16 protein-coding genes are annotated in these 18,431 nt (G+C 72.4%); 12 read left to right on the top strand and 4 right to left on the bottom strand.

The features are described from left to right. Positions 1-76: 76 nt before the first annotated feature. Complete coding sequence (locus tag ABR737_RS32920; RefSeq protein WP_350254503.1) at positions 77-985, bottom strand: glutamate ABC transporter substrate-binding protein; 909 nt, start codon at positions 983-985, stop codon at positions 77-79. 56 nt (positions 986-1,041) lie between these two features. Further along, on the bottom strand, positions 1,042-1,827 hold the full coding sequence (locus ABR737_RS32925) for an amino acid ABC transporter ATP-binding protein (RefSeq protein ID WP_350254505.1): 786 nt from the start codon (positions 1,825-1,827) through the stop codon (positions 1,042-1,044). A gap of 276 nt (positions 1,828-2,103) precedes the next feature. On the opposite strand from ABR737_RS32925, the gene ABR737_RS32930 reads away from it, so the two are divergent. From ABR737_RS32930 to ABR737_RS32940, 3 genes are all read left to right on the top strand, one after another. Continuing rightward, positions 2,104-2,844, top strand: a complete 741-nt coding sequence (locus tag ABR737_RS32930; RefSeq protein WP_350254506.1) for a response regulator transcription factor — start codon at positions 2,104-2,106, stop codon at positions 2,842-2,844. A gap of 16 nt (positions 2,845-2,860) precedes the next feature. Next, entirely contained in the window at positions 2,861-4,276 is a 1,416-nt protein-coding gene (locus ABR737_RS32935; protein WP_350254508.1) for a sensor histidine kinase, read from the top strand. Positions 4,277-4,540: 264 nt separating this feature from the next. Beyond that, positions 4,541-4,744 carry a cold-shock protein gene (locus ABR737_RS32940; protein WP_006602702.1) on the top strand — a complete coding sequence of 68 codons (204 nt, stop codon included), beginning with the start codon at positions 4,541-4,543 and terminating at the stop codon, positions 4,742-4,744. Positions 4,745-4,885: 141 nt separating this feature from the next. Here the strand turns inward: ABR737_RS32940 and ABR737_RS32945 are convergent, their stop codons facing one another. Next, positions 4,886-5,881, bottom strand: coding sequence for a TAXI family TRAP transporter solute-binding subunit (locus tag ABR737_RS32945; RefSeq protein ID WP_350254510.1), 996 nt, complete (start codon positions 5,879-5,881; stop codon positions 4,886-4,888). A gap of 319 nt (positions 5,882-6,200) precedes the next feature. Here ABR737_RS32945 and ABR737_RS32950 point away from each other — a divergent pair, with 319 nt between their 5' ends. From ABR737_RS32950 to ABR737_RS32960, 3 genes are all read left to right on the top strand, one after another. After that, the gene (locus ABR737_RS32950) at positions 6,201-6,752 is read left to right on the top strand and encodes a DoxX family protein (RefSeq protein WP_350254511.1); all 552 of its coding nucleotides are present in this window, start codon (positions 6,201-6,203) and stop codon (positions 6,750-6,752) included. A gap of 93 nt (positions 6,753-6,845) precedes the next feature. Next, the gene (gene miaB, locus ABR737_RS32955; RefSeq protein ID WP_350254513.1) at positions 6,846-8,360 is read left to right on the top strand and encodes a tRNA (N6-isopentenyl adenosine(37)-C2)-methylthiotransferase MiaB; all 1,515 of its coding nucleotides are present in this window, start codon (positions 6,846-6,848) and stop codon (positions 8,358-8,360) included. Between the two features lie 164 nt (positions 8,361-8,524). Beyond that, complete coding sequence (locus ABR737_RS32960; protein WP_350254515.1) at positions 8,525-9,235, top strand: class III extradiol dioxygenase subunit B-like domain-containing protein; 711 nt, start codon at positions 8,525-8,527, stop codon at positions 9,233-9,235. 92 nt (positions 9,236-9,327) lie between these two features. Here the strand turns inward: ABR737_RS32960 and ABR737_RS32965 are convergent, their stop codons facing one another. After that, a complete protein-coding gene (locus ABR737_RS32965; protein WP_350254516.1) occupies positions 9,328-9,702 on the bottom strand; it encodes a hypothetical protein in 375 nt (124 codons plus the stop codon). A 185-nt stretch (positions 9,703-9,887) separates the two neighbouring features. Here ABR737_RS32965 and miaA point away from each other — a divergent pair, with 185 nt between their 5' ends. The 6 genes from miaA (at position 9,888) to hflX (ending at position 18,341) form a co-directional block, all read left to right on the top strand. Next, a complete protein-coding gene (miaA, locus tag ABR737_RS32970; RefSeq protein WP_350254518.1) occupies positions 9,888-10,826 on the top strand; it encodes a tRNA (adenosine(37)-N6)-dimethylallyltransferase MiaA in 939 nt (312 codons plus the stop codon). A 108-nt stretch (positions 10,827-10,934) separates the two neighbouring features. Further along, positions 10,935-11,450: a hypothetical protein gene (locus tag ABR737_RS32975; protein WP_350257015.1), complete on the top strand. Its 516-nt coding sequence runs from the start codon at positions 10,935-10,937 to the stop codon at positions 11,448-11,450. A 120-nt stretch (positions 11,451-11,570) separates the two neighbouring features. Continuing rightward, positions 11,571-12,446, top strand: coding sequence for a diaminopimelate epimerase (gene dapF, locus ABR737_RS32980; RefSeq protein ID WP_350254519.1), 876 nt, complete (start codon positions 11,571-11,573; stop codon positions 12,444-12,446). 189 nt (positions 12,447-12,635) lie between these two features. After that, a complete protein-coding gene (locus ABR737_RS32985; protein WP_350254520.1) occupies positions 12,636-14,828 on the top strand; it encodes a RelA/SpoT family protein in 2,193 nt (730 codons plus the stop codon). A 174-nt stretch (positions 14,829-15,002) separates the two neighbouring features. Then, a complete protein-coding gene (locus ABR737_RS32990; protein ID WP_350254522.1) occupies positions 15,003-16,670 on the top strand; it encodes a M1 family metallopeptidase in 1,668 nt (555 codons plus the stop codon). Positions 16,671-16,853: 183 nt separating this feature from the next. Next, positions 16,854-18,341 carry a GTPase HflX gene (gene hflX, locus ABR737_RS32995; protein ID WP_350254523.1) on the top strand — a complete coding sequence of 496 codons (1,488 nt, stop codon included), beginning with the start codon at positions 16,854-16,856 and terminating at the stop codon, positions 18,339-18,341. Positions 18,342-18,431: the final 90 nt, after the last annotated feature.

An 18,431-nucleotide genomic window follows, 5' to 3' on the forward strand; every position in this document is an offset into this window, starting at 1 on the left:
GGCGCGGAAGACACCGCGCCCCGTACACCCGCCGCGGCGGGCGTACGGGGCGGCGCGGTCCGGTGGGCGGGGTGCCTCAGTCGCGCGGAAGCGGGGTCTCCGGGGCCTTGAAGGGCGAACCCGACTTGCCGAGCGTGCCCTTGTAGGCCTTCTCGTAGTCGCCGTTCTTGATGTGGTTCTCCAGCGCCGTGGTGATGGCGGTGCGCAGGGCCTTGTCGTCCTTGCGCATGCCGACGCCGTAGGGCTCCTTGGTGAACGGCTTGCCGACGACCCGGAGCTGGCTGGGACGCTGTGCGGCGTAGCCCTTGAGGATCGCGTCGTCGGTGGTGACCGCGTCCACCTGGCCGTCCACGAGGTTCTTGACGCAGTCCGAGTACTTCGACTGCTCGCTGGTGTTCGCGCCGTACTTCGGCTTCTTGATCTCCTGCAGCGGAGTCGAGCCGACGATCGAGCAGACCTTCTTGCCCTTGAGGGAATCCGGGCCGGTGATGGCCTTGTCGTCCCTGCGCACCAGGAGGTCGGCGCCGGCGGTGTAGTACGGGCCCGCGAAGCCGACCTGCTTCTTGCGCTCGTCGTTGATCGTGTAGGTACCGACGTAGTAGTCGACCTGGCCGTGGGAGATGGTGGTCTCACGGACGTTGGAGTCGATCGTCTTGTACTCGATCTGCTTCTCGGAGAAGCCCAGGTCGGCGGCGACCATCTTGGCGATCTCGATGTCGAAGCCGGAGTATTTGCCGGCGGTGTCCTTGAAGCCCAGGAACGGCTGGTCGGCCTTCACACCGATGACGATCTTCTTGGCCTTCTGGGCCTTCTTCAGCACCGGGGAAGCGATCTTCGGTGCCGAGGCGACCTTGTAGGTGCCGCTGAAGACCTCGCCGCCGGCCGGCTTGTCGCCCGCCGTTCCCTTGTCCCCGCCGCACGCAGTCGCCGTGGCCGCCAGCGCGAGCACCACCGCACCGGCCGCAGCCGTTTTACGAATCCTCATGGTGAACATCCTTTGGTTCAGCAAGTGTTGGCAATGACGGTGGCCCGACTGCGGCCTCAGTGGTGGAGGATCTTCGACAGGAAGTCCTTGGCGCGGTCGCTGCGCGGGTTGTTGAAGAACTGGTTCGGCTCAGCCTCTTCGACGATGCGGCCGTCCGCCATGAAGACGACCCGGTTCGCCGCGGAGCGCGCGAACCCCATCTCATGGGTGACCACGATCATCGTCATGCCGTCCCGGGCGAGCTGCTGCATCACGTCCAGCACCTCATTGATCATTTCCGGGTCGAGCGCAGACGTGGGCTCGTCGAACAGCATCACCTTCGGGTCCATCGCCAGCGCACGGGCGATCGCCACCCGCTGCTGCTGACCGCCGGAGAGCTGTGCGGGGTACTTGTCCGCCTGGGTGCCGACGCCGACCCGGTCGAGCAGGGTGCGGGCCTTCGCCATGGCTTCGGCCCTGTCCGTCCTGCGGACCTTGGTCTGCCCCAGCATCACGTTCTCGAGCACCGTCTTGTGCGCGAAGAGGTTGAAGGACTGGAAGACCATGCCCACGTCGGCACGCAGCCGGGCCAGCTCCCGTCCCTCCTGCGGCAACGGCTTCCCGTCGATCGTGATGCTGCCGCTGTCTATGGTCTCCAGGCGGTTGATCGTGCGGCAGAGCGTCGACTTGCCCGAGCCCGAAGGCCCGATCACGACGACGACCTCGCCGCGGTGGATCGTCAGGTCGATGTCCTGGAGCACGTGCAGCGCGCCGAAGTGCTTGTTCACGTTGTCCAGCACGACCAGCTGGTCCCCTGCGGGCGCGGGACCCTCGGCGTTCTTGGTCACCGATACTTCGCTCATCGGCGTGTAGCTCCGTCCTCCTCGGTTGGGAGGACCCTAATGACGCCCTGCGACCAGCGTCATTACTTCTGAGGGGAACTTGAGCATAACGATCCGGCCGCAAACGGACACTCTGCGTCAAGCGGGTGGTGCGCAGGGCGACGCCGGCCCGGCCCCGCGGGCGTACCGGCTGGGTAACGGATGGCGGCCAGGAGGTGGCCTCCTCTTGACGCGCATGCCTCGTATCGCCGTAGATGCCCTGTGGCCCTGCACACGCACCCCGGAGAGGAGGCCCGCATGAGACTGCTGCTCGTCGAGGACGACGATCATGTCGCCGCGGCCCTGTCCGCGGTGCTGGCCAAGCACGGACTGTCCGTCGTCCACGCACGCAACGGCGAGGAGGCCCTCAAGGCCCTGCTGCCCGCCGGTGCGGAGCCGTTCGCGGTGGTGCTGCTCGACCTCGGGCTGCCCGACCAGGACGGCTTCGAGGTGTGCGGCCGGATCCGCAAGCTCTGCGCCATCCCCGTCATCATGGTCACCGCGCGCTCCGATGTGCGCTCCCGCATCCACGGCCTCAACCTCGGCGCCGACGACTATGTCGTCAAGCCGTACGACACCGGCGAGCTGCTGGCCCGTATCCATGCGGTGAGCCGGCGAGGCGCGCCCGGCGGCGCCGAGCAGCCCGCCGACGAAGGCGCCCCCGGCGAGGCGCTGTACCTGGGCGCGGTCACCGTCGAACTCCCCACCCGTCAGGTGTCCGTGGACGGCGCCGCGATCCCGCTCACCCGCAAGGAGTTCGACCTGCTGGCGCTGCTCGCCCAGCGGCCCGGTGTGGTCTTCCGCCGGGAACAGATCATCAGCGAGGTGTGGCGCACGAGCTGGGAGGGCACCGGCCGGACCCTGGAGGTCCATATCGCCTCGCTCCGCGCCAAGCTGCGGATGCCCGCTCTGATCGAGACGGTGCGCGGCGTCGGCTACCGCCTGGTCGTCCCGGCCGCCGGCGCGGGGCGGCGGCTGCCGGCCTCCCCGGCCTCCTGAAGGCCGCCGCTGCCAGGTGCGCACCCGACTCCTCCCGCTCCTCATCGTCCTCATGGCCGGTGTGCTGCTTGCGCTGGGTATCCCGCTGGGCGTCATCACCGCCGGCGTGGAACAGCAGCGGGTGGTCGTCGACCGGATCGACGACGCCGCGCGCTTCGCCTCCCTCGCCCAGTTCGTCACCGCCCGCCCCGCCACGGCCACCGACCACAAGACCCCCGAGGAGGACGAGCGGCTGGCCACCCTCCGTACCGAGCTCGCGCGCTACTACGGCCTCTACGGCATACGGGCCGGCGTCTTCTACCGCGATCACACCCCGATGGCCGCCGCCCCGGCCGGTATGCCGGCGCCCCGCGACGGCGAGGGCGCCCAGGCCTTCCGCGAGGCGCTGGCGGGCCGCCGCAGCCACGATCCGCACCAGATCTGGCCCTGGGACGACACCGGACGCATTCCGGTCGCCTCACCGGTGATCCGCGACGGCGATGTGGTCGCCGTCGTGACGACCGACTCGCCCACCGGGCACCTGCGCGCCCGCGTGCTGCGCAGCTGGCTGCTGATCGCGGCCGGGGAGTGCGCGGCCATGCTCGTCGCCGTCGCCGCGGCCTTCCGCCTCACCGGCTGGGTGCTGCGGCCGGTACGGGTCCTGGACACGGCCAGCCACGACATCGCCACCGGCCGGATGAACGCCCGCGTGGCAGCCACCGCAGGACCGCCCGAACTGCGCCGGCTGGCCCGCTCGTTCAACGAGATGGCCGACCACGTCGAGGACGTCCTGGAGCAGCAGCGCGCCTTCGTCGCCGACGCCTCTCACCAACTGCGCAACCCGCTGTCCGCGCTGCTGCTGCGGATCGAGCTGCTGGCCCTCGAACTCCCCGACGGCAACGCGGAGATCGCCTCGGTCCGCACCGAGGGCAAGCGGCTGGCCCGCGTCCTGGACGATCTGCTCGACCTCGCGCTGGCCGAACACACCGCCGCCGACCTCCAGCTCACCGATGTCGCGGCGCTGGCCGCCGAGCGCGTCGACTCCTGGCGCCCGCTGGCCGACGACAAGGGCGTCCTCCTCACCTACGAAGGCCAGCGCGCCGTCACCGGCTGGGCCGACCCGGTCGCGCTGTCCAGCGCGCTGGACGCCGTCGTCGACAACGCCCTGAAGTTCACCCCGGAGGGCCGGCCGGTCACCGTCGGTGTCGCACCGGCGGGCGAGTGTGTCCATGTCACCGTCGAGGACCGCGGACCCGGCCTGACCGAGGACGAACTCGCCCGGATCGGTGACCGCTTCTGGCGCAGCGGCCGCCACCAGAACGTCTCCGGCTCCGGGCTCGGTCTCTCGATCACCCGCGCCCTGCTCACCGCGGGCGGCGCCACCATCGCCTACGCCCCGCACCCGCCGCACGGGCTGAAGGTCACGGTCACCGTGCCGCGCACCGGACCGTGACGGGGCGCCGTGGTGAGGCGCCGTGACGGGGCGGCTCGCACGGGACGCGCGGCGGCGGGCACGGTTTGCGGGGTCTCCCCGGCACCTGTGCTATCGTGAACGGCGTTGCAGTTGTGGTACCCATGATGAACTTTGTGCGCGCCCGGAGGCTGGATGCCCCGGGCGTTCCTTGTTTTCCGGACCTGTTCCGGTGTGGGGCAATCATCTCGGCGACAAGGAGGCCGCGCAGTGTGGTCTCCGGCTTGCCCCATGAAGGAGAAAAACATGGCTTCCGGCACCGTCAAGTGGTTCAACTCGGAAAAGGGCTTCGGCTTCATCGAGCAGGACGGCGGCGGCCCCGATGTCTTCGCCCACTACTCGAACATCGCTGCCCAGGGCTTCCGTGAGCTCCTCGAGGGCCAGAAGGTCACCTTCGACGTGACCCAGGGCCCGAAGGGCCCGCAGGCGGAGAACATCGTCGCCGCCTGACGCTCTCGCGTCCCGTGATCGGGGCCCGCACCGGTTCGTCCTGTGCGGGCCCCGGTCCGTTCGCGGACGCCGCGGCCCCGGCGCTTCCCGCCCAGCGCCTGCGCCTCGGCGCCGCAGTGCTTCCGGCTCACGGCTCCCGGCTCACGGCTTCTGGGACAGGTAATAGCGCCGGGCGCCCACATGGAGCTCCAGCGGATCGGTGAACACCGCCGTCCGCAGATCCACCTTCTGCGCGGCATGGACCTGGCGCCCGATCCAGTCGCGGCTGTCGATGACCGTACGGGTGATGCCCTGGGTCATCACCGGATCCTCCCGGTCGGTCGTGACCAGCAGATTCGCCACCGCGATCGTCTTCACCGCCTGCCCGTCCTGGGCCAGGGGATAGGCATCGGCGGGCAGCACCGCCGCCCGGTAGTGGCGGGTGCGCTCGCCCTCCCGGTGCAGCGCCGGGCTGAGATCACCGAGCTGGACCAGCCGCACCGGGAAGCGCTCTGCCAGGCGCTGCACGGCCGTCGTCGGCAGCCCGCCGGACCAGAAGAAGGCATCCAGTTTGTGCTGCTCCAGCAGCTTCGGCATCTGGTCGATGCCGACCCGCACCGGCTCGATGTCCTTGTGGAAGTCCAGCCCGGCCGCCTCCACCAGCCGCCGGGTGACCAGCTGGACCCCGGAGTCGTCGGTCCCCACCCCCACCCGCAGCCCCCGCAGGTCCTTCGTCGAGCGCACCGCGGACTTCTTCGGCACCACCAGCTGCATGTAGTCGTCGTAGAGCCGGGCGCAGGCCCGCAGCCGGTCCGCGCCCGGCTCGCCCCTGACCTGGTACGTGGCGACCGCGTCGGCCGTCGCGATGGCGAAGTCCGCGCGCCCGGAGACCAGTTGCCGCAGATTGTCGATGGAGCCCTCGGTGCGGGCCAGCCGCAGATCGACGTCCGGCAGGTCGTGGGCCAGATCCTGCTTCAGCAGCTCCCCGTAGCGCGCGTACACGCCGGTCGGCACGCCCGTCGCCAGCGTCAGCGAGCCACGGGGTGTGGGCTCACCGCCCATCGCCAGCAGCCACCACAGCGCCAGCCCGAGGGCGACCAGTGCCGCGACCGCCGCCTGGAAGGCCCGGCGGCCGGCGCGGGAGAATGCTGTGACCATGGGCGGGATCCTGCCAGTACCGCGGCGGGAAAGGGAGGGGCAGGGCTTCCTGAGGGGAGGTGCGGGACCTCCTGGCGGGAGGTGCGGCACCCGGACGGGGCGCCCCGGTGCGCGACCGCCCTTTGCAGACGGCGCTTCGCGTAGCACGATCGATGGTGGAGGTTTCAATCCTCCCGACTTCCGACGTAGCGGGGACCTGGCAGGTCTCCCACCGCGCGCCGGCCGGCGCGCACCCCACTCGATCCCCTCCACCATGAGCGCACCGGCGCAGGTGTCCGACACCGCAGCCCTGACGCGCCGGTGCGGGAAGCGAGTCCCCATGAAACCGCTGAAATTGCGCACCGAGCCGCGGACGGATGCCCATGCCCGGCCCGGCACCCTCCGCTCACCTCCGCTCGCCGCCGACCTCGGCCTGCTCCTCCTGCGCCTGGCCGTGGGACTGATCCTCGCCGGACACGGTGCCCAGAAGCTCTTCGGGATCTTCGGCGGCCACGGCCTCGCCGCCACCGGCAAGGGCTTCGCGGCCCTCGGCTACCGCCCCGGCCAGGTCTTCGCCTGTCTCGCCGGGGTCTCGGAATTCCTCGGCGGCCTCGGCCTCGCCGTGGGACTGCTCACGCCCCTCGCGGCTGCCGCACTCATCGGCGTGATGATCAACGCCATGGCCACCTCGGCGCCCCAGGGGTTCTGGGCGATGACCGGCGGCATCGAATATCCCCTGACCATCGCCGTCGTCGCGCTGGCCGTCGCGGCCACCGGGCCCGGCCGCTTCGCGCTCGACCGCCCCTTCCGCTGGGGGCACGGCGGCCTGGGCAGCGCGGCCTTCGCGCTGGTGGCGGGCGGTGCCGGCGCCGCCATCGTGCTGGCTTTGTGAGGCGGGCCGCCCGCGTCGCCGCCTACCCGGGGCCGGATCCGGCCCGAAGACTCCGCGGCGGGAGGTACTTCCCGTACCGCCTACCCTTGTTGCATGACCAGCAGCGACCGGAGCCAGGCAGTGGGCGTGAACAAGAGTTACGAGATCCGCACCTACGGGTGCCAGATGAACGTCCACGACTCCGAACGGCTGTCGGGCCTGCTGGAAGAGGCCGGATACGTCCCCGCGCCCAAGGACGGCGAGGGCGCCGACGTGGTGGTCTTCAACACCTGCGCGGTGCGGGAGAACGCCGACAACCGGCTCTACGGCAACCTCGGCCAGCTCGCCCCGAAGAAGGCCGCGCGCCCCGGTATGCAGATCGCCGTGGGCGGGTGCCTGGCCCAGAAGGACCGCGACACCATCGTCAAGAAGGCCCCCTGGGTCGACGTGGTCTTCGGGACGCACAACATCGGCAAGCTGCCGGTGCTGCTGGAGCGTGCCCGCATCCAGGAAGAGGCACAGGTCGAGATCGCCGAGTCGCTGGAGGCGTTCCCCTCGACCCTGCCCACCCGGCGCGAGAGCGCGTACGCGGCCTGGGTCTCGATCTCGGTGGGCTGCAACAACACCTGCACCTTCTGTATCGTCCCGGCGCTGCGCGGCAAGGAGAAGGACCGCCGGCCCGGCGACATCCTCGCCGAGATCGAGGCACTGGTCGCCGAGGGCGTCAGCGAGATCACCCTGCTCGGCCAGAACGTCAACGCCTACGGCTCCGACATCGGCGACCGCGAGGCCTTCAGCAAACTGCTGCGCGCCTGCGGGCGGATCGAGGGCCTGGAGCGGGTCCGCTTCACCTCCCCGCACCCCCGCGACTTCACCGACGACGTCATCGCCGCCATGGCCGAGACGCCCAACGTCATGCCCCAGCTCCACATGCCGCTGCAGTCCGGCTCGGACACCGTGCTCAAGGCGATGCGCCGCTCGTACCGCCAGGAGCGCTTCCTTGGCATCATCGAGAAGGTGCGCGCCGCGATGCCGGAGGCCGCCATCTCCACGGACATCATCGTCGGCTTCCCCGGCGAGACCGAGGAGGACTTCGAGCAGACCCTGCACACGGTCCGCGCGTCCCGCTTCGCCCAGGCCTTCACCTTCCAGTACTCCAAGCGCCCCGGTACCCCGGCGGCCGACATGGAAGGGCAGATCCCCAAGGCCGTCGTCCAGCAGCGCTACGAGCGCCTGGTCGCCCTCCAGGAGGAGATCTCCTGGGAGGAGAACAAGAAGCAGGTCGGCCGCACCCTGGAGGTCCTGGTCGCCGAGGGCGAGGGCCGCAAGGACGAGGCGACCCACCGTCTGTCCGGGCGGGCCCCCGACAACCGCCTGGTGCACTTCACCCGCCCCGACGAGCCGGTCCGCCCCGGCGACACGGTGACCGTCGAGATCACCTACGCCGCTCCGCACCACCTCCTGGCGGAGGGCCCGGCCAAGGCGGTCCGCCGCACCCGGGCCGGTGACGCCTGGGAGAAGCGCAACGCCGCCCCGGCACAGAAGCCCCAGGGCGTGCTGCTGGGCCTGCCCACCATCGGCGCCCCGGCACCGAGCCCGGCGCCCACCGCGGGCTGCGGCTGCGACTGACCGCGCCCTGACTGCCGGCTGCGGCTGCGACTGATAGGCCGTGACTGCCGGCCGCGACTCCGACTGACCGGCAGTGACCGCCGGTCTCGGTGCCGACCGCCTGGCACGGCGCCCCCGCAGGGCGCCCTGACCGGCTCCGCAGCCGGGGCGTTACGCTGCGTGGCATGCTCGTAGCCGCCGCTGTCTGCCCCTGCCCGCCGCTCCTCGTCCCGGAGGTGGCCGCCGGGGCGGCGCCCGAACTCGATGCGCTGCGCGCCGCCTGCCTGGACGCGGTCGGCGTGCTCGCCGCGGCCCGCCCCGACCGGCTGGTCGTCCTCGGCCCGGCCGACGAGGCTGCCCAGGGCCCGTATCTGCAGGGCGCCCTGGGCTCGTTCCGCGGTTTCGGGGTGGATCTGGAGGTGCGGCTGGGCGCCGCGAAGACCGTGCCGGAGCGGGAACTCCCGCCGTCGTTGTCGGTCGGCGCCTGGCTGCTGTTGCGTACCGAGTGGTCCGGGGCCCCCGTGGAGGCGCTGGGGGTGGCCGAGTCGCTGCCCCGCGACCGTGCACTGCCGGCGGGCCGGGAGATCGCGGCATCCGCGCCCCGGGTGGCACTGCTGGTGATGGGCGACGGCAGCGCCTGCCGGACGGTGAAGGCGCCCGGCTACTTCGACGAGCGGGCCGAGGCCTTCGACGCCGCCGCGGCCCGCGCCCTGGGCACCGCCGACACCGAGGCGCTGGCCGCCCTGGACATGGAGCCGGCCGCCGCTCTCCAGGCGTCCGGACGGGCCTGCTGGCAGGTGCTGGCGGGCGCGGCCGGGGACGCGGGCCTGAGCGGACGGCTGCTGCGCGCGGAGGCCCCGTACGGCGTGGGGTACTTCGTGGCGTCCTGGTCTTAGCGCAATACCGAGGGCGGGTACGCCGACGGCCGCGAGGTACTTCGCCCCGCGGCCGTCGGGCTCCGTACAGCGAGCACGGTGAGCACGGCGGGCTACTGCCGTGCGCTCTCGCTGTCCGCGGCGGCCTCGGCCGACTGCTGCCGGGGGATCCCGGCGCTCTCACCGGCCTTCTCCGCCGGCGGCCCGTCGCCGGCTGCCGTCCCGGCCGCAGGCCCTGCGGACGCTTCCGGGGCTGCGGCGCGGTCGGCGGCGCCCTCGTCCGCGCAAGAGTCTCCCCCGGCCGCATCGGCAGCCTCCCCGGCCGCATCAGCAGCCTCCGCGGCCGCCGGAACAACCGCCGACGCCGGCTTCTCCACAGGCTCTTCCGCCTCCGCCGGCTGCTCCGCCCCGGCCGTCACCGCCGCGGCGGCAGGCTCCTCCGCCGACGCTTCGGACTTACGGCGGCGAAACCGCGAAAACACGCCCATAACTGCTCCTACGCTCTTCAGATGGCGACATCCCGTGCCGCCGGGGGAACGGTCCCTTGCGCCGCCCGCGGGCGCCGGTGACGGCGCACCGGCTTCTCGGGACCTCGCAACAGGCAACGACCCCATCGGTTGCCCGTCACGTCGCTCGTTCGGGACGGGGGTGCGATGTTTGCGAGACTGACGGGGTGAACACCGTCGTTCCCGCTCCGCGGGTCATCGCCGTCGTCGGTCCCACCGCGGCCGGAAAGTCCGATCTGGGCGTCGCGCTCGCACAGCATGTGGGGGGCGAGGTCATCAATGCCGACTCCATGCAGCTCTACCGCGGCATGGACATCGGCACCGCCAAGCTCACGCCCGAGGAGCAGCAGGGTGTCCCGCACCGCCTCCTGGACATCTGGGACGTGACCTGCGCCGCCAGCGTCGCCGAGTACCAGCGGCTGGCCCGCGCCGAGATCGACCAGCTGCTCGCCGAGGGCCGCACCCCGGTCCTCGTCGGCGGCTCCGGCCTGTATGTACGCGGCGCGATCGACGCCCTCGACTTCCCCGGCACCGACCCGGAGGTGCGCGCCCGCCTGGAGGCCGAACTGGCCGAACTCGGCAGCGGCCCCCTCCACGCCCGGCTGGCCGCCGCCGACCCCGGGGCGGGCCGCGCGATCCTGGCGAGCAACGGCCGCCGCATCGTGCGCGCCCTGGAGGTCATCGAGATCACCGGCCGCCCCTTCACCGCGAACCTCCCCGGCCACGAAGCGGTCTACGACACCCTGCAGATCGGCGTCGACGTCGAGCGCCCCGAGCTCGACGAACGGATCGCCCGCCGGGTCGACCGCATGTGGGAGGCGGGCCTGGTCGACGAGGTGCGCCGGCTGGAGGGCCAGGGGCTCCGCGCGGGCCGTACGGCCTCGCGGGCGCTCGGCTATCAGCAGGTGCTGGCCCAGCTCGCGGGGGAGTGCACCGAGCAGGAGGCGCGCGACGAGACGGTGCGCGCCACCAAGCGCTTCGCGCGCCGCCAGGACTCGTGGTTCCGCCGGGACCCGCGGGTCCACTGGCTCAGCGGCGCCGCCGAGCACCGGGCGGAACTTCCCGGGCAGGCGCTGGCGTTGCTCGAACGACCGGTCACAGCCTGATCACGTCATGGCATCGGGACGCTCCGGCCGCCATCCGGGCCCCTGAGGGCGTGTCATCATCGACCTTCGATCGAGGCGTGCAGTCTGCAGTGGGGAGGGCGCGTGGCAATGGAGGCCGGCCCTCGCAACCGAACGCAGCAACCGGACGGCGGCACCGACCCGGCACCCCTGACCCACGATGGTCCGGATGCCGAAGACGGCCTGCCCGGCGCCGCACCCGACCCGGACACCCTGGACGACTCCGACGCCCCGGACTCCGGCGCCGACGGCCCCGGTGAGGGCGGCGAGTCCTTCCGGGAGCTGCGCCCGCCACGCCGGCTGCGGCTGTGGCAGCTGGCGCCGATCGTCGCGCTCGCCGTCCTCGGCTCGCTGATGTTCGCCTTCCCCCTCGCCTTCGAGCTCGGCGGCGACGGCGGGGCGATGATCGCGATGCTCGGCCTGCTGCTGTGCTGCTGCGCGGCCGGCTGGGGCATGATGGCCGCCCGCCGCGTCGGCCACACCTGGCCCGGCCTCCCGGTACCGGGCTCCGGCCGCCGTGCCGACTGGCGTGTGGTGCTGCTCTACGCCCTCGTGGTGGCGATCCCGGCCTCGCTGGCAATCTGGCGCGTGGCCCGGCTGCGCTGAACCGGCGCGGTTCCCCTCCGCGACGGCTCCCGTCTCCACGGACGGCCCCTGCGTGCCGTGAACGGGCGCGCGCCCGGCCCCGTAAGGCCGGACCCCCGGGTGGCCCCGTACGATGCAGGGGTGACCAGCACACAGCGCCTCGCCTACCTCAAGGGCCACGGTACCGAGAACGACTTTGTGATCGTCCCCGACCCGGACGGCCGCCTCGACCTGCCCGCGAGGGCCGTCGCCAGGATCTGCGACCGGCGGGCCGGACTCGGCGGCGACGGCGTGCTGCGCGTCGTCCGGTCCGCCGCGCACCCGGAGGCGCGGGACCAGGCCGACGAGGCCGAGTGGTTCATGGACTACCGCAACGGCGACGGCTCGATCGCCGAGATGTGCGGCAACGGCGTCCGCGTCTTCGCACGCTATCTGCTGCACGCCGGCCTGGTCGAGGCCGGTGACCTCGCCATCGCCACCCGCGCCGGCGTGCGCCGTGTCCACGTCGCCAAGACCGGCGATGTCACGGTCTCGATGGGCCGCGCCGAGCTCTTCGAGGAGAGCGTCATGGTCACCGTCGGCGGCCGCAGCTGGCCGGCCCGGAACGTGAGCATGGGCAATCCGCACGCCGTCGTCTTCGTCGACGACCTGTCCCACGCCGGTGACCTGCTGGCCGTACCGCCGTTCAGCCCCGCGTCGGTTTATCCCGACGGCGTGAACATCGAGTTCGTCGCCGACCGCGGACCGCGCCATGTGGCGATGCGGGTCCACGAGCGCGGCTCGGGCGAGACCCGCTCCTGCGGCACCGGCGCCTGCGCGGTCGCCGTCGCCACCGCCCGCAGGGACGGTCCGGCCCCCACGGAGACCGGCGCCCCCGCCACCTACACGGTGGATGTGCTCGGCGGCAGCCTCTCCATCACCGAGCTGCCCGACGGCACGGTCGAGATGACCGGACCGGCCGAGATCGTCGCCGAGGGCACCTTCGACCCCGCCTGGCTGGCCGCCGCGCTCGCCTGACGCGCCTGCTCCCGGGCCGGGGCCTGCATGAGGAACGGCTACGGCCGAAAGGGTCGCTCGAACGGGTGATCCGCCTCACCCTGAGCGAGAGACGGACAGCGCTGCGTGATGGGGTCGGTAGCATCAAGCACCGGCCCGGACGCCCGAACTGACGCGTCCCACCGCCGGTCGACGCTGCCGGAGGTGCCCATGAGCGCAGAGGCCACAAACCCTGGTAACCCTGGAGCAGCGGGCCGCAAGCGCGGACGCCGCCGGCTGGAGCTCAGAGGGCTGCGCCGGATCGGCCGGGCCGCGCTGCTCGGCCCCGCCCCGCGCGACGGCCTCCCGCACGCCCTGGAGCACGTCGCCAAGGTGCACCGCGGGCACCACCCGGACGCCGACCTGGACACCCTCACCCGGGCCTATCTGCTCGCCGAGTCCTCGCACCGCGGCCAACTGCGCAAGAGCGGCGAGCCGTACATCACCCATCCGCTCGCGGTGACCCTCATCCTCGCCGAACTCGGCGCGGAGACCACGACCTTGACCGCCTCGCTGCTCCACGACACCGTCGAGGACACGGAGGTGACGCTGGATCAGGTGCGGGAGCGGTTCGGCGCGGAGGTCTGCTATCTGGTCGACGGCGTCACCAAGCTGGAGAAGGTGGACTACGGCGCGGCCGCCGAGCCGGAGACCTTCCGCAAGATGCTGGTGGCGACCGGCAACGACGTCCGGGTGATGTCCATCAAGCTCGCCGACCGGCTGCACAACATGCGCACCCTCGGGGTGATGCGCCCCGAGAAGCAGGCCCGGATCGCCAAGGTGACCCGCGATGTGCTGATCCCGCTCGCCGAACGCCTCGGCGTCCAGGCGCTCAAGGCCGAGCTGGAGGACCTTGTCTTCGCGATCCTGCACCCCGAGGAGTACGCCACCACCCGGGCCCTGGTCATGGAGTACGCCGCCCGGCCCGACCCGCTCACCACCCTCGCCCAGCGGGTGCGCACCGTCCTGGCCGAGGCCGGTATCGACGCCGAAGTCCTCGTCCGGCCCCGGCACTTCGTCTCGGTGCACCGCGTACGCCTCGCCCGCCGCGAGCTGACCGGCGCGGACCTCGGGCGGCTGCTGGTGCTGGTGGCGGAGGACGCCGACTGCTATGCCGTCCTCGGCGAGCTCCACACCTGCTTCACCCCGGTGGTCTCCGAGTTCAAGGACTTCATCGCGGCCCCCAAGTTCAACCTCTACCAGTCGCTGCACACGGCGGTCACCGGCCCGTCCGGGGAGATCGCCGAGACGCTGATCCGTACGCACCAGATGCACCGGGTCGCCGAGGCGGGGGTGATCGCGCTGGGCAACCCGTACGCCCCCACGGACGGTGCGGACGCCCCCGAGGGCGAGCGGGCCGACCCGACCCGCCCCGGATGGCTCTCCCGGCTGCTGGAGTGGCAGCGCACCACCCCCGACCCGGACACGTTCTGGACCTCGCTGCGCGACGACCTCGCCCAGGACCGGGAGATCACCGTCTTCTGCACCGACGCCCCCTCGGACGGCTCGTCGGGCGTCCCTGGCGGCGCCATCGGTCTTCCCGCCGGGGCGAGTTGTGTGGACGCCGCCTACGAACGGCACGGCGAGGTGGCGCACTGCTGTATCGGCGCCCGCGTCAACGGCCGGCTCGCCACCCTCTCCACCGTCCTGCACGACGGCGACAGCCTGCAGCTGCTGATGGCCCCGGACTCCGCGGCCGGCCCCTCGCCCGAATGGCTCGACCACGCCCGTACACCCGCCGCCCGGCTCGCCATCGCCCGCTGGCTGGCCGGGCCGCAGGAGCCCGGCGCCCGTCCGGCCGGTGCCGGTGAGGGGCCCGTCGCGGTGCCCCCGGCCGACCGCAGGGCCGCGGACGACGACCGGCCCGGAGCGGACCCGGTCGCGGCCTCGGTCCTCGTGGTGGCGGATCTGCCGGGCGCCGCGGTCCGGCTGGCGGGCTGTTGCACCCCGGTGCCGCCGGACGCCGTCACCGGATTCGCCGTACGGGGCGGCACGGTCACCGTCCACCGCGCCCTGTGCCCCGCCGTGGCACGGATGGCGGCCACCGGGCGGCAGCCCGTCGGGGTGCGCTGGCGGGGCGCAGGCCAGGGGGGTCACGGCTGCCGGGTCACCCTCCTGGCCGAGGCCTTCAGCCGGCCGCAGCTCCTGGCCGACCTCACCGAAGCGATCGCCTCCCAGGGCGCCGCCGTGGTGTCCGCCGCCGTCGAACCCCCGCGCGAACAGCGGGTCCGCCACACCTACACCCTGCATTTGCCGAACGCCGCCGGGCTGCCGTCCCTGATGCGGGCCATGCGCCAAGTGCCGGGAGTCTTCGACGTGTTGCGGGCCGGCCGGTCCCGCCCGGCGGCGGCCCTGCGTCCCTGAAGGGTGCGCCGCGGCCGCTGCGCCGGTGAACGGGGCCGGTGGGCCCGCAGGGTGACGGCCCGTCGGAAACCGCTCCGTCCGGCGGCGTAAGACGGACGCACGATCCGCCGCCCGTTCGGGTGCCGTTTGCCGCGTCACCCGCGGGGGAGGGGGCGGCGTTGGTAGCCGTAGTGCATGTCCCTTCCCCCGCGCCGCCCTTCACGCGACCCCGTTCGCCCCGCTCCTGCTCCCGCCCGCGCGCTGCCCCGCGACCCGGGCGGGCGGCTCCGTTGGACCGGCCGCCGGGCCGCCGCCCTCGGGCTGGCCGCGCTCGCCACCCTCGGCATGGCCGAACCGCCGTCCCTGGGCCCGCAGGGCCTCGGCGACCGCCTCTTCCCCCTGCTCGGCAACACCGGCTACGACGTCACCTCCTACGACGTCTCCCTGGACTACTCCGGCCACAACGACCGGCCGCTGAAGGCCACCACCGTGATCACCGCCCGTGCCACCACTGAGCTCGACCACGTCAACCTCGACTTCGCCCGCGGCACCGTACGCTCCGTGAAGATCGCCGGCCTGCCCGCCGGGCACCAGCAGCACGGCGAGGACCTGGTGCTCACCCCGGCCTTCCACATCTCCAGCGGCCAGGAGGTGAAGATCTCCATCGAGCACACCAGTGAGCCACGCGGCAAGGGCGACGGCGGCTGGCTCCGTACCTCCGACGGTCTGGCGATGGCCAACCAGGCGGACGCCGCACACCGCGTCTTCCCCTGCAACGACCACCCCTCCGACAAGGCGCTCTTCACCTTCCACATCACCGCGCCGCAGGAGCTGACCGCCGTCGCCAACGGGCTGCCCATGAGCCCCGGCACCCGCGCGGGGCGCCGCACCTGGACCTATCGCACGACCCACCCCATGGCCACCGAACTGGCGCAGGTCTCCATCGGGAAGTCCAGTGTGCTGCTGCGGCACGGGCCCCACGGCCTGCCCCTGCGCGATGTGGTCCCGACCGCGGACCGCCGGGCCCTGGCGCCCTGGCTGGCGAAGACCCCCGCCCAGGTGACCTGGATGGAGCGCAAGGTCGGCCCCTTCCCCTTCGAGGCGTACGGGGTGCTGATCGCCAGCGCCAGGACCGGCTTCGAGCTGGAGACCCAGACCCTCTCGCTCTTCGAGAAGGCGATGTTCACCGGCGACCGGCTGCCCGCCTGGTACGTGGAGTCGGTGATGCTGCACGAGCTGGCCCACCAGTGGTTCGGCAACAGCGTCAGCCCGCGCCGCTGGTCCGACGTCTGGCTCAACGAGGCCCATGCCACCTGGTACGAAGCCCTCTACGCCCAGGAGAGGAGCCACGGCCGGGCCTCCCTGGAGGCCCGTATGCGTCATGCGTACGAGGAGTCCGACGGCTGGCGCGCGGAGGGCGGGCCGCCCGCCGCGCCCAAGGCCCCCAGCCCGGGACAGAAGATCGGCATCTTCCGCCCCATCGTCTACGACGGCAGTGCACTGGTGCTGTACGCCCTGCGGCAGAAGATCGGCGCCGCCGCCTTCGACCGCCTGGAGCGCACCTGGGTCGAACGGCACCGCGACGGCGTGGCGGACACCTCCGACTTCGTGCAGCTGTCCTCCCAGGTCGCCGGGCAGGACCTCACCGGCTTCTTCCAGGACTGGCTCTACGGCGACCGGACCCCGCCGATGCCGGGACATCCGCAGTGGCTGCCCAGGGGGGCCGCGGCGAAGCCCGGGCATCCCAAGGGGGCGGGCCCCGGCCCCGGGCCCAAGGGGACGGCCGCCAGTCCCGCACCCAAGGGAGCCGCCGGGGCCCCCGCGCCCAAGGGAGCCGCCGCACACCCCGGAAAACCCGTGTGACGGCCTTCCCGGGCCATGGGACCATCGTCGGGACGGCACCGGCCGGCCCGGGAATCTCCCGGACCGCTCGGACGTTGTCACCAGCGACGGACGCGGCAGCGCCGCGGCGGTCGCCGCACCACCGACAGTCCCGGCGGGAACACCAGGTCCCCGCGAGGGCTTACCGACGACGCAAAGGATCAAATGACCTCCTCTTCTTCCCTTCCGCAGGACCGGCAGCGCCTCCCCGAGAGCCTTCGGGCCAACGCCCTGATGGAAGAGGACGTCGCCTGGAGCCACGAGATCGACGGGGAGCGTGACGGCGACCAGTACGACCGTTCGGCCCGTGCCGCGCTACGCCGTGTAGCGGGTCTTTCCACCGAACTCGAGGACGTCACCGAGGTCGAGTACCGCCAGCTCCGGCTGGAGCGCGTGGTGCTCGTCGGCGTCTGGACCTCCGGCACGGTCCAGGAGGCCGAGAACTCCCTCGCGGAACTCTCCGCCCTCGCCGAGACCGCGGGCGCCATGGTGCTCGACGGCGTCATCCAGCGCCGCGACAAGCCCGACCCCGCCACGTACATCGGCTCCGGCAAGGCGCTGGAGCTGCGTGACATCGTGCTGGAGTCCGGGGCGGACACCGTGGTCTGCGACGGTGAGCTCTCCCCGGGCCAGCTGATTCACCTCGAGGACGTCGTCAAGGTCAAGGTGGTCGACCGGACCGCTCTGATCCTCGACATCTTCGCCCAGCACGCCAAGTCCCGGGAGGGCAAGGCGCAGGTCTCGCTGGCACAGATGCAGTACATGCTCCCCAGGCTCCGCGGCTGGGGCCAGTCGCTGTCCCGGCAGATGGGTGGCGGTGGCTCCGGTTCGGCGGGCGGCGGTATGGCCACCCGTGGTCCCGGTGAGACCAAGATCGAGACCGACCGGCGGCGGATCCGCGAGAAGATGGCGAAGATGCGCCGGGAGATCGCGGAGATGAAGACCGGCCGGGACATCAAGCGCCAGGAACGCCGGCGCCACAAGGTCCCCTCGGTCGCCATCGCCGGCTATACCAACGCCGGCAAGTCCTCCCTGCTCAACCGCCTCACCGGCGCCGGTGTCCTGGTGGAGAACGCCCTGTTCGCCACCCTGGACCCCACCGTCCGGCGGGCCGAGACGCCCAGCGGGCGGCTCTACACCCTCGCCGACACCGTCGGCTTCGTCCGGCATCTGCCGCACCACCTCGTCGAGGCGTTCCGCTCCACGATGGAGGAGGTCGGCGAGTCCGACCTGATCCTGCACGTCGTCGACGGCTCGCATCCGGTGCCCGAGGAGCAACTGGCCGCGGTGCGCGAGGTGATCCGCGACGTGGGCGCGACGGACGTGCCCGAGATCGTGGTCGTCAACAAGGCCGATGCGGCCGATCCGCTGGTGCTGCAGCGACTGCTGCGCCAGGAGAAGCACGCCCTCGCGGTCTCGGCCCGTACGGGCCAGGGCCTGGACGAGCTGCTGGCCCTGCTCGACGAGGAACTTCCCCGGCCGCGGGTCGAGATCGAGGTGCTGGTGCCCTACACCCACGGCGCCCTGGTCTCACGGGCCCACGCCGAGGGCGAGGTCATCTCCGAGGAGCACACCGCGGACGGCACGGTCCTCAAGGCGCGGGTGCACGAAGAGCTGGCCGCCGAACTCCAGCGCTTCGTCCCCGCGGCGTAGCGGCCGGGCGGCACGGACGGCACAAGGCCCGCCCCCGGGAGACCGGGGGCGGGCCTTTGCGTATGCCCACAGGCGAGGTGCGGTGCGGGC

This window comes from Streptomyces sp. Edi2 (assembly GCF_040253635.1).
Lineage (GTDB): Bacteria > Actinomycetota > Actinomycetes > Streptomycetales > Streptomycetaceae > Streptomyces.

Bases quoted from the DNA above. Each gene is read 5' to 3' on its own strand.
- ABR737_RS32920 (WP_350254503.1), bottom strand. From the start codon at position 985: ATGAGGATTCGTAAAACGGCTGCGGCCGGTGCGGTGGTGCTCGCGCTG.
- ABR737_RS32975 (WP_350257015.1), top strand. From the start codon at position 10,935: ATGGAGGCCGGCCCTCGCAACCGAACGCAGCAACCGGACGGCGGCACC.
- ABR737_RS32985 (WP_350254520.1), top strand. From the start codon at position 12,636: ATGAGCGCAGAGGCCACAAACCCTGGTAACCCTGGAGCAGCGGGCCGC.
- ABR737_RS32945 (WP_350254510.1), bottom strand. From the start codon at position 5,881: ATGGTCACAGCATTCTCCCGCGCCGGCCGCCGGGCCTTCCAGGCGGCG.
- ABR737_RS32965 (WP_350254516.1), bottom strand. From the start codon at position 9,702: ATGGGCGTGTTTTCGCGGTTTCGCCGCCGTAAGTCCGAAGCGTCGGCG.
- ABR737_RS32925 (WP_350254505.1), bottom strand. From the start codon at position 1,827: ATGAGCGAAGTATCGGTGACCAAGAACGCCGAGGGTCCCGCGCCCGCA.
- ABR737_RS32960 (WP_350254515.1), top strand. From the start codon at position 8,525: ATGCTCGTAGCCGCCGCTGTCTGCCCCTGCCCGCCGCTCCTCGTCCCG.
- ABR737_RS32940 (WP_006602702.1), top strand. From the start codon at position 4,541: ATGGCTTCCGGCACCGTCAAGTGGTTCAACTCGGAAAAGGGCTTCGGC.
- ABR737_RS32990 (WP_350254522.1), top strand. From the start codon at position 15,003: ATGTCCCTTCCCCCGCGCCGCCCTTCACGCGACCCCGTTCGCCCCGCT.
- hflX (WP_350254523.1), top strand. From the start codon at position 16,854: ATGACCTCCTCTTCTTCCCTTCCGCAGGACCGGCAGCGCCTCCCCGAG.
- ABR737_RS32930 (WP_350254506.1), top strand. From the start codon at position 2,104: ATGAGACTGCTGCTCGTCGAGGACGACGATCATGTCGCCGCGGCCCTG.
- ABR737_RS32950 (WP_350254511.1), top strand. From the start codon at position 6,201: ATGAAACCGCTGAAATTGCGCACCGAGCCGCGGACGGATGCCCATGCC.
- miaB (WP_350254513.1), top strand. From the start codon at position 6,846: ATGACCAGCAGCGACCGGAGCCAGGCAGTGGGCGTGAACAAGAGTTAC.